This window comes from Bifidobacterium pseudolongum subsp. globosum (genome assembly GCF_004155535.1).
GTDB classification, from domain to species: Bacteria; Actinomycetota; Actinomycetes; order Actinomycetales; family Bifidobacteriaceae; genus Bifidobacterium; species Bifidobacterium pseudolongum_C.
Genome location: NZ_RYUH01000015.1, coordinates 111830 through 121893, shown reverse-complemented (window position 1 = coordinate 121893; position 10064 = coordinate 111830). Strand labels below are relative to the sequence as shown.

Sequence of the window (10064 nt, the reverse complement as noted above, 5' to 3'; positions counted from 1 at the left end):
GGGGAGACGCCCGGACCCATTCCGAACCCGGAAGCTAAGACCTGGCACGGCAATGGTACTGCACCCGACAGGGTGTGGGAGAGTAGCACACCGCCGCACCACACTTGAGGACCCCGGAAGGCGAACAGCCAACCGGGGTCCTTCGCATACCCAACCACATATACCCCACGCGTGCTAAGGATTGACGCATGCATTATTTCACGCCGAAGCGCTGCGAGCCATCGCAGAAGATCATGTACAAAGACAAGATCACCGCGCTCCAGGCGGCCGAACAAAGTCGTTTGGAGCGCGGTGTGGAACTCTGGGTCTACCGGTGTGAATTCTGCGGCACATGGCACCTCACGCACCGCGATCCGCAGCTCAACTACATGCGTACACAGCGCGCGCTGCAACGCAAGCCGCATTCACGCAAACGCGGATTCAAACCAAGGCACCGCTGACGCGCGGCTAGCGTTCGATGTCGAACCCCTGCGCGCGCGCATGGCCAAGCCCACGCTCCAGCACACCTTGATCGACGGCTTTCTGCGCGATCTGCGCATCATACGTCGGCACCGGGTGCGCGGCATCACGCAGGTCGTAGTACTGGTGCACCTCTTCATTGAATTCGCTCATGCGCTGCAGCATGAGTTCCGGATCGCTGTTGTATGCATTGTCGAAGAACTGCACCGAACGCGGCAGGCGCGGCTTCAGGTTCGGCTGCTGCGCCGGCTTGCCGATCGCCAGGCCGAGCACCGGGTACGTGTACTCCGGCAGTTTCATCAGTTCGATCAATCGCGGCACATCGTTGAGGATCGAGCCGAGGATCACACAACCCAGGCCGAGCGATTCCGCCGCGGTCTCCATCGCGTGCAGCGCGAGCACGGCGTCGTTCTGGGCTTGGCTGAAGCGGTAGCTGTTGTTGAGTGTGAATTCGTCGGAATCGACCGCCACGCCGCTGTTGCGCGCGATGACGGCATTGCGGTATTCGTCAAGCACAAACACATACAGTGCGGCGGCGTCGGCGATATACGGCTGGCGGCCGACTTCGGCGATCTGCTGCTTGAGCGTGTGGTCGAGGATGCGGATCGCGGACCAGTCGTTGAGATATTGGCTCGAAGCGGCATGCTGTGCCGCCGCCTCGATTGTGGTCAGGATCTGCGGGTCGATGGGTTCCTGTTGGAACGCGCGGATGGAACGGCGGTCGAGCAATACGTCGACCGTGGGATTATGCATGTATTCAGTCATGGTTCCAGTATGGCGACGGTGCCAGAACAACGGAAGCGGATTCACCCCATGTGTGAACATGCCTCGCGCCCGTACTGGGCGAATACGGGCGCGGTATCTAGTTTGTGCAGCGGTCAGCGGTCGCGTTTGATCTGCATGTGGTGCACGAGCGAATTGGCGCCCTTGTCCGAAAGGCGCGTCAGCAGTGTGCCGAACGCCGCCGACGCCGCAGCGAACAACACGCTCATCATCAGGCCCTGCTGCTGGTCTTTCGCATCGTCGTCCGGACTGGGATGCACACGTGCCATGACACTGTTCCACACCATTTGGAAGAGCTTGCCCCCCACGAGACCAGCGAGGCTGGGGATGATCATCTTGAGCGCTTTGTCGCCCAACGTGTCGGGGTCGGCCATGCGCCGCTGGCGCATCTCGGTGACCTTGGTGTCGACCTTGTTGATCGCCGCGACGGTCCTGTCGGCTGTCTCGTCGAGGTCGTGCATGTTGTTGTGTTCACTCATAGGTCCCAGTGTAGGGTATGCGCGCCTACAGCAACGGCGATAGCGCGCAAAACGGAAATGGTGCGGCGGCACGCGGATGTGATGGCGCGCTGTTCTTGCGGCGCACATGCGCCTACAGTAGTACCCATGGAACAGACGACCATACAGAACAGCGTGACCCAGACCTTCGGCGATCTGGTATTGCTGCGCCACGGCCAGACGCTGTGGAGTGAATCGGGCCAGTACACCGGCCGCACCGACATTCCGCTGACCGGGACCGGCCGCGAGCAGGCGCGTCAGGCGGGCGAACGCCTGCGCGCGATGTTCCCGCGCGGGTTCGAGCCGCGCGACGTGTATACGAGCGATCTGCGGCGTGCGATGACGACGGCCGAGCTCGCCGGATTCACCGAACACGAGGTCACCGCGGACCTCGAGGAGTGGGATTACGGGCGTGCCGAAGGCCGTACGCGCAGCCAGCTGTTTGACGCGCTCGGCTACGACTGGAACGTGTGGGAGCATGGGCCGGCCGTTCTCGACGCCGCGCTCGGCGGCGAGCGGATCGAGGTCTTCCCCGGTGGTGAAAAGATACACATCATCAACGGGCCGGGCGAACGCCTTGAAGACGCCGCAGCGCGCACGCGGCTCGTCATCGAGCGCGCGATGCCCGCGCTGCAGGCGGGACGTGATGTGCTGTGCGTGGCGCACGCGCATATTCTGCGCATCCTGACGACGCAGTGGCTCGGTGTGGAGCCAACGTTCGGGCGCAATCTCAAGCTCGACACCGCGCACATCAGTGTGCTGAGCCTGTACAAGGGGGATCATGTGATCCAGCAGTGGAACTGCTGAACCACATGATCCATGCGTAGCGCCGTCAGATGCGCATCCACACCGCGGCGTCAGTCGGCAGCCGGTGTCCGTCGAACGGGATGGACCGCATCACCACGTCGCCGTGCGGCAGTTCGATGGGCGTGGCGCCGAAATTGACGATGCACGCGAAGCGGTCGCCGCTGTCGTCGGCGAGCGGGCGCGCATAGGCCACCACATCGTCGCCACAGTCGGCGAAGGCCTGCGGGCCGAGCCATGTGAGCGACGTGTCACCGGTGGGCGTCAGGTGTTCCTGCCGCCAGTGCATGGCGCGCCGGTACAGATTGAGTATCGAAGCGGGGTCGGTGTCCTCCGCGTCGGCGGCGTAGCCGGCGTACCACAGCGGCTGCGGCAGATGCGGGTCGGCGCTCGCGCGTCCGCCGGCATGCTCGGAGAAGCCGAACGAGGCGCCGGCGCCGAACTCGGGGTCCCATGGCGCGGGCTGCGGCATGTCCTGGGCACTCCACGGCAGCGGCACGCGGCAGCCGTCGCGGCCCTTCGCCGCGTCGCTGTGGTCGGTGTTGAACGCGACCGGGTCCTCGAGATGATCCCACGGGATCGTGGCGACTTCGGGCAGGCCGAGCTCCTCGCCCTGATACACGTACACCGATCCGGGCAATCCCAACTCCATGAGGATCGCGGCACGGCCGCGGCGCGTGCCGAGCTCGCGGTTCTCGATGTAGGTGGTGCCGTTGCGCAGCAGCCAGTCATTCGGCAGCTCGTGGTAGCCGCGCGTGTGTACCTGCGGCAGGCCGTAGCGGCTCACGTGGCGTGGCACGTCGTGGTTGCTCATGACCCATGTGGTCGTGGATTTCGATTCGTCGGCCGAGGCCAGGCCCTCCTCGATGGCAAGGCGGAAGTCGCCGGCGAACCAGTTGGCCTTGGCGAACTCGAAATTGAAGACCTGGCCGAGCTCGTCCTTGGACGCGTAGAGATGCTGGTGCTCGGCGGGCACCCACGCCTCGCCGACCGCGAAGCGCGGCGGGTCGTATTCGTTGAACACTTTGTTCCACTCGCGGTAGATCTCGTGCACTTCCGGACGGTCCCACAGCGGGTGGCCCGGAACCGGATCGCCTCCGACCGGGAAGCGCTCCAGGTCTTTGAGCGGCTCGCTGTCAAGGTCCTTCGCCAAGCCGTGGGCCACATCGATGCGGAATCCGTCGACACCGCGGTCGGACCAGAACCGCAGCGTGGTGCGGAAGTCCTCGTGCACGTCGGGGTTCTTCCAGTTGAGGTCGGGCTGCTCCTTCGTGAACAGGTGCAAGTACCACTGGCCGTCGCCGGCGGCCTCCCATGCGGGGCCGCCGAAGAGCGACTGCCAGTTGTTCGGCGGCAGTTCGCCGTGCGCGCCCTCGCCGTCGCGGAAGATGTAGCGGTCGCGCGCGGGGGAGCCCGGTGCGCTCGCCAGCGCCTCCTGGAACCACGGGTGCATGTTCGATGTGTGGTTGGGCACAATGTCCACAACCACTTTGAGGCCGGCGTTGTGCGCGGCGGCCACCATCGCGTCGAAATCGTCGAGCGTGCCGAGGCGCGGGTCCACGTTGCGGTAGTCGATCACGTCGTAGCCGCCGTCGGCGAGTTCGGAGGGGTAGAATGGCGAAAGCCACAGTGCGTCCACGCCGAGCTGGCGCAGGTATGGAATGCGGCTCGTGATGCCGGCGATGTCGCCGAGCCCGTCGCCGTTCGCATCGCGGAAACTGCGGGGATACACCTGGTAGACGACGGCTTGCTTCCACCAATCGTCATGCGTATTGTTGAGGGTCATGCTGTTCCTTTCCATGGGGAAGCCGGCGGTGTGGCCGGTCGGGTTTCGTGTCTGTTCGTCGTCGAAAGCCGCCCGAGACGGTCAGTTTCAGTGCCGGCGGAGCGTGCATAGAGGCGTGTTGGCAAACGCTTTCATACGTGTGTAATCATAACAAACATATTGAAAATAGGTCATATCGCTGCATGGGACAGTGAAAATTGTGGAGCTTTCTTGCAGTTCGGCGTGCCCACGTTTGCATATTTTGCCAAATTGGTGCACAATGGTCTACGAAAGAAGTTGTTGAGGAAAGTAGCTTCTTTGACACGCACACCAGTGCGGCGCCATTACAGGCGTACAGAGAAAGGTTCGAAGATGAATCGTACGATGAAGACAGCTGTAGGTATGCTTGCCGTCGCGGCAATGGCCGTCCCGCTCGCCGCATGTGGCGGTGGCTCCGGCTCTTCGGGAGACAATGGCAAGGGAAGCGTCTACTTCCTGAACTTCAAGCCGGAAGCGGCCGACCAGTGGACCGCCCTGGCCAAGGAATACACCGATGAGACTGGCGTGCAGGTCAAGGTGCAGACGGCTGCATCGGGCACCTATGAGCAGCAGCTCAAGTCCGAACTCGCCAAGAGCGAAGCCCCCACGATCTTCCAGGTGAACGGCCCGGTGGGCTACCAGAACTGGAAGGGCTACACGGCCGACCTGACCGACTCCGACATCTACAAGGAGATGAACGACCAGTCGCTCGCCCTCAAGGGCGATGACGGCCAGATCGTTGGCGTCCCGTACGTCATCGAGTCCTACGGCATCATCTACAACAAGGATCTGCTCGACAAGTACACCAAGCTCGACGGCGCGGTCATCAAGTCCGCCGATGAGATCAAGGACTTCGACACGCTCAAGAAGGTCGCCGACGACATGCAGAAGCGCAAGAAGGATGTCGGCATTGAAGGCGCCTTCACCTCCGCCGGCTTCGACTCCAGCTCCGACTGGCGCTTCAAGACCCATCTGGCGAACATCCCGCTGTACTACCAGTTCAAGAAGGACAACATCACCGCTCCGCCGGCGTCCATCAAGGACATGTACATGGACAACTTCAAGAACATCTTCGACCTGTACGTCACCGATTCGACCACTCCGAAGACTCAGCTGAGCTCGAAGACCGGCGATGACGCAAGCTCGGAGTTCGCGCTGGGCAAGGCCGCGTTCTACCAGAACGGCACCTGGGCCTGGAGCGACCTGCAGAAGGCCGGCATGAAGGCCGACTCCCTGGGCATGCTCCCGATCTACATCGGCGTCGACGACAAGACCGAAGGCCTCGCCACCGGCTCCGAGAACTACTGGTGCATCAACTCCAAGGTCTCCGACGCCAACCAGAAGGCCTCGCTTGAGTTCCTCAAGTGGGTCATCAGCTCCGACAAGGGCAAGAAGGCACTGAGCGAAGACATGGGCTTCACCACCCCGTTCAAGACCTTCAACGACATCAAGACCGACAACCCGCTCATCGCGGATGCCAACAAGAGCATCCAGAACACCGAGCTGACGCAGGTCGCTTGGGACTTCTCGATGATGCCGTCGGAGGAGTACAAGAACGTGCTCGGCCAGGCCATGCTCAACTACGCGCAGGGCACCGGCGACTGGAATGCCGTTGTGGACGCCTTCGTGAACAACTGGAAGACCGAATACGACGCCGCTCACTGAGTCGGCGCGCCCCCCGCTGTGGCCGGATCCCCCCGAACCGGCCGCAGCCTCTAGACTTCTCTAGTCTCTTTCTTTTCTATCACGCTGAGGGCCCCGCCAATCTTCGGATTGGCGGGGCCCTCAGCGTTGTGTATCTGTGTTGTTCCGTTAGGCGTGGGTCTTGGGGCACGGGCCGGTGCTCGAGCGCACAATGAGCTGCGCGGGTTCGAGGATGAACGGGTCGCGCGGCGTCTGCCCGTCGATCAGCTGCAGCGTCATGCGTGCGGCGATGTGCGCGAGCTCCACCGGGTCCTGGCTGATTGTGGTCAGGCCGATGTCCGCCGCATAGACGCTGTTGTCGAAGCCGATGACCGAGATCTCGCCGGGAATCGAATAGCCATTGCGCATGAGCTGGAAGATCAGGGGGATCGCGATGCCGTCCTCCTGGCAGGCGATTGCCGTGGGCATGCGGTCCATGCTCAGCAGCTCGGTGATTACCTGGTTGATGCGCGTGGGCCCTTCGGGCGCCGTGATGACCTGCGGCGCGATGCCGGAATGCGCGCAGCACTCCATGAACGCGTCAAAGCGCTGCTGCACGCTGAAGTGCAGCGAGATGTCGCGGTCGGTGCGCACATAGGCGATGTCGCGGTGCCCGAGCGAGATGAGGTGGCGCGCCGCGAGGATCGACCCCTGCACGTCGTCGATGTTGATCGACGCCGAAAAGCCGCGTTCCTGCGGCAGCACCGAATTGATGCCGACAATCGGCACGGCGGCGGAGTTGAGCTGGGCGATCTCGGTGTTGTCGATGTCGAACGACACGACGATGACCGCATCGGCGTTGCGCCGTACCGGCAGCATCTCGAAGAACTCCTTGCGCTCCTCGATGCTCGAGATCTGGAAGATCGAGATGTCGTAGCCTTCTTCATGCAGCACCTGGTTGAGCCCCTCGATCACCGAGGCGCTGAACCATAGGCGTATGTGGTCGCTCACCAGCAGGGCCACGCGCAACGCGCGCCCCGTCTTGAGCGCCACAGCCGAACGTGACGTGGAGAAATTGAGTTCCTCGGCAATGCGTAGGACCTTTTCTCGCGTGGCTTTGGACACCAGCTCGGGCCGCGTGAAGGAACGCGATACCGTGGAGATGGAGACGTTGGCCGCGCGCGCCACATCCTGAATGCTCGTGCTCATACCCGTTCCTCTTCATCGTTGAAGTGAATGCAATGAAAACGTTTGTGCAATGCTCACTTTCACAAACGTTTTCATCGTAGCATGTTTTAGTTGAAATGGCGAACTTTCAGCGTTTATGCGATTTGTGTCTACATAGACAAGCCAAGCAATGCCGCATTCAAAACACCGTAAATGTAAACGTTTGACAGTATGGCCATGAGTTGTTATGGTTGTACTGTCATTTGCACCGGCGGGCTTGTATGCCTATGACTCAGACGTCATGCGCCGGCACGCCATGATCGCATACACGGAAGTATGCACGGAAAGAACGAGGAAAGTGGGCGTACTATGATCAGTATGGCCGGTAAGGCGATACGCCGTTGGTGGGCGTTATTTGTGCTTCCGACATTCGCCGCATTCATCATCGGTTTCGTGGTGCCATTCATCTACGGCATCTACCTGAGCTTCTGCAAGTTCAGCACCGTCACCGATGCGCAATTTGTGGGCTTCAGGAACTATGAGAAGGCGCTGCAGGACAAGACGTTCCTGCACTCGCTGCTGTTTTCGACGCTGTTGACGATCGTGACCACGATCGTCATCAATGTGGTCGCATTCGCCATTGCGTATTTGCTGACCAAGTCGATTCGCGGATCCAACCTGTTCCGCTCCGTGTTCTTCATGCCGAACCTCATCGGCGGCATCATCCTGGGCTATATCTGGATGCTGCTGCTCAACGGCGTGCTCGCCCACTGGCAGCGTTCGCTCACCTATGACCAGAAGTACGGCTTCTGGGGCTTGGTCATCCTGGTCTGTTGGCAGCAGATCGGCTACATGATGATCATCTACATCGCCGGCATGCAGTCGCTGCCCACCGACGTGCTCGAAGCGGCTTCCGTGGATGGCGCAAGCGGCACGCAGACCATGTTCAAGATCATCATCCCGCTGATGATGCCGAGTATCACCGTGTGCTCGTTCCTCACCGTGACCAACGGTTTCAAGCTCTTCGACCAGAACCTCGCACTGACCAACGGCGCGCCGTCGCGACTGTCTGAAGGTCTTGCGCTCAACATCACCAACACGTTCTACGCCCGCACCGGATTCGAGGGCGTCGGCCAGGCGAAGGCAGTGCTGTTCTTCATCCTGGTGGCAGTGGTGTCCCTGCTGCAGAACAAGCTCACGACGTCCAAGGAGGTCGCAGCGTGAACGGCGAAAAAGTAAAGCACGGTGCATTGTGGACCGTATTCTTCTCCATGATCTCCATCGCGTGGGTCTTCCCGATCTTCCTGGTGGTCATGAACTCCTTCAAGTCGAAGACCTACATCAGCGCCAACGCGTTCTCGTTCCCGACCGGTGACGCCTTCGTCGGGTTCGACAACTATGTGCGCGGCATCGAGACCACGAACTTCTTCGCGAGCTTCGGCTGGACGGTGCTCATCACCGTCGGCTCCGTCGTGCTGATCCTGCTGTGCACCTCGATGTGCGCATGGTGGATCGTGCGCGTGAACAACTGGGCCGCCAAGGCACTCTACACGCTGTTCCTGTTCAACATGATCGTGCCGTTCCAGATGCTCATGTTCACGCTGTCGTGGCTCGCCGACCGTCTAGGCCTGAACACCCCGTGGGGCCTGTGCCTCGTGTACCTGGGCTTCGGCGCCGGTCTGGCCGTGTTCATCTTCACCGGCGTGGTCAAGGGCATCCCCGAGTCGCTCGAGGAATCGGCGATGATCGACGGCGCCTCCGTGCCGCGCATCTTCTTCCAGGTCGTGGTGCCGATCATGAAGCCTTCGATCATCTCGGTGGCCATCCTTGAGGCCATGTGGGTGTGGAACGACTACCTGCTGCCGTACCTGACGCTGGACCTCAACAAGTACAAGACGATCTCGGTTGCGATCCAGTACCTCAAGGGCGGCTACGGTTCCGTCGACATGGGCGCCATGATGGGCTGCCTCGTGCTGGCGATCATTCCGATCATCCTCTTCTACATCCTGTGCCAGAAGTACATCGTCAAGGGTGTCATGGCCGGCGCGGTCAAGGGCTGATCTTTCCACCATCAATCAACAATCCATGGCCGGGAGCCATGGGGTCCCTTTCCTGGGGGCTCCGGGCGCCCGGCCTTCGTTTTGCCCGCGCGGAGGCATGGGCGTGGAGTAAGCTCGAACCGAGCACGCGAGACAAGCAGGAGCAAAATGAACTGGCTTTCCCCGGATTCCAAATTCATGCAGGCATGGAACAACCTCACCGACGCGATCGTCATCAACATCCTCATGCTGGTGACGAGCATCCCGGTCGTCACGATCGGCGCCGCGCTCTCCGCAGGGCAGACGGCGACGCGCAAGATGCTCATCGGGCAAGGTCATGTGGCGCGCAACTACTTCGCCGCGTTCAAGGAGAACTTCGCGCGTGCGACGATCCTGTGGGTCGTCTACCTGCTTGTGGGCGCCGGATTGGCCTACAGCTGGGTCGTGCTGCAGATCACGCCGCTGCTCATCCCGAAGATCGCGGTCACGATCCTGTGGGTCATCGGATTCGAATGGGTGTTCGCACTGCAGGCGCGGTTCGACAACCCGCCCACGCGCACGATGGCGAACGCATACATCTTCGGCGTCAGCTATTTTCCCGCGACGCTTGCGCTCGCCGCAATCGACGCCGTCTACTTCGGCCTCTTCGTCTACCTGTGGTTCAAACTGCCGCAGCTGCTGTTCCTGCTCGTCGTGCTTGGCTACGGCTCGATGCTTTCGCTGCATGTGCCGATCCAGGAGTACGTACTGCGCAAATACACGGGGCAGGCGTTCTCGACGCATGTACAGGAAGACGAGTGGAACATCAAGGACCACCGCCACGACGGCGAGTGAGCGGCTAGCCAAAAGCCAGTCGCTAGTCGCCAGCCACTCGCATCCAGCCGTATC

General features: G+C 61.4%; 10 protein-coding genes and 1 rRNA gene. 7 read left to right on the top strand and 4 right to left on the bottom strand.

What is annotated here, in order from left to right; translation table 11 throughout:
• Together rrf and PG2093B_RS08465 are read left to right on the top strand one after the other, a co-directional pair.
• Positions 1–99, top strand: a 5S ribosomal RNA gene (gene rrf, locus PG2093B_RS08470); the annotation flags it as partial.
• Positions 100–188: 89 nt separating this feature from the next.
• Entirely contained in the window at positions 189–440 is a 252-nt protein-coding gene (locus tag PG2093B_RS08465; protein WP_026644240.1) for a hypothetical protein, read from the top strand.
• A gap of 7 nt (positions 441–447) precedes the next feature.
• On the opposite strand, the gene PG2093B_RS08460 is transcribed toward PG2093B_RS08465, so the two are convergent.
• Positions 448–1224 (bottom strand): nitroreductase family protein, encoded by a 777-nt coding sequence (locus PG2093B_RS08460; protein ID WP_101429926.1) that lies wholly within the window; start codon positions 1222–1224, stop codon positions 448–450.
• Positions 1225–1337: 113 nt separating this feature from the next.
• The gene (locus tag PG2093B_RS08455; protein ID WP_101399084.1) at positions 1338–1721 is read right to left on the bottom strand and encodes a DUF4235 domain-containing protein; all 384 of its coding nucleotides are present in this window, start codon (positions 1719–1721) and stop codon (positions 1338–1340) included.
• A 126-nt stretch (positions 1722–1847) separates the two neighbouring features.
• Here PG2093B_RS08455 and PG2093B_RS08450 point away from each other — a divergent pair, with 126 nt between their 5' ends.
• A complete protein-coding gene (locus PG2093B_RS08450; protein WP_129898117.1) occupies positions 1848–2546 on the top strand; it encodes a histidine phosphatase family protein in 699 nt (232 codons plus the stop codon).
• A 25-nt stretch (positions 2547–2571) separates the two neighbouring features.
• Here the strand turns inward: PG2093B_RS08450 and PG2093B_RS08445 are convergent, their stop codons facing one another.
• Positions 2572–4329 (bottom strand): glycoside hydrolase family 13 protein, encoded by a 1758-nt coding sequence (locus PG2093B_RS08445; protein ID WP_129898116.1) that lies wholly within the window; start codon positions 4327–4329, stop codon positions 2572–2574.
• 351 nt (positions 4330–4680) lie between these two features.
• On the opposite strand from PG2093B_RS08445, the gene PG2093B_RS08440 reads away from it, so the two are divergent.
• The gene (locus tag PG2093B_RS08440; RefSeq protein ID WP_129898115.1) at positions 4681–6012 is read left to right on the top strand and encodes an ABC transporter substrate-binding protein; all 1332 of its coding nucleotides are present in this window, start codon (positions 4681–4683) and stop codon (positions 6010–6012) included.
• A 147-nt stretch (positions 6013–6159) separates the two neighbouring features.
• Here the strand turns inward: PG2093B_RS08440 and PG2093B_RS08435 are convergent, their stop codons facing one another.
• Positions 6160–7179 carry a LacI family DNA-binding transcriptional regulator gene (locus PG2093B_RS08435; protein WP_129898114.1) on the bottom strand — a complete coding sequence of 340 codons (1020 nt, stop codon included), beginning with the start codon at positions 7177–7179 and terminating at the stop codon, positions 6160–6162.
• A gap of 327 nt (positions 7180–7506) precedes the next feature.
• Here PG2093B_RS08435 and PG2093B_RS08430 point away from each other — a divergent pair, with 327 nt between their 5' ends.
• From PG2093B_RS08430 to PG2093B_RS08420, 3 genes are all read left to right on the top strand, one after another.
• Positions 7507–8361 carry a carbohydrate ABC transporter permease gene (locus tag PG2093B_RS08430; protein WP_129898113.1) on the top strand — a complete coding sequence of 285 codons (855 nt, stop codon included), beginning with the start codon at positions 7507–7509 and terminating at the stop codon, positions 8359–8361.
• The gene (locus PG2093B_RS08425) at positions 8358–9197 is read left to right on the top strand and encodes a carbohydrate ABC transporter permease (RefSeq protein ID WP_022858412.1); all 840 of its coding nucleotides are present in this window, start codon (positions 8358–8360) and stop codon (positions 9195–9197) included. Before PG2093B_RS08430 ends, PG2093B_RS08425 begins: the two co-directional genes overlap by 4 nt.
• A gap of 147 nt (positions 9198–9344) precedes the next feature.
• Positions 9345–10010 carry a YesL family protein gene (locus tag PG2093B_RS08420; RefSeq protein ID WP_129898112.1) on the top strand — a complete coding sequence of 222 codons (666 nt, stop codon included), beginning with the start codon at positions 9345–9347 and terminating at the stop codon, positions 10008–10010.
• The last annotated feature ends 54 nt before the right edge of the window (positions 10011–10064 follow it).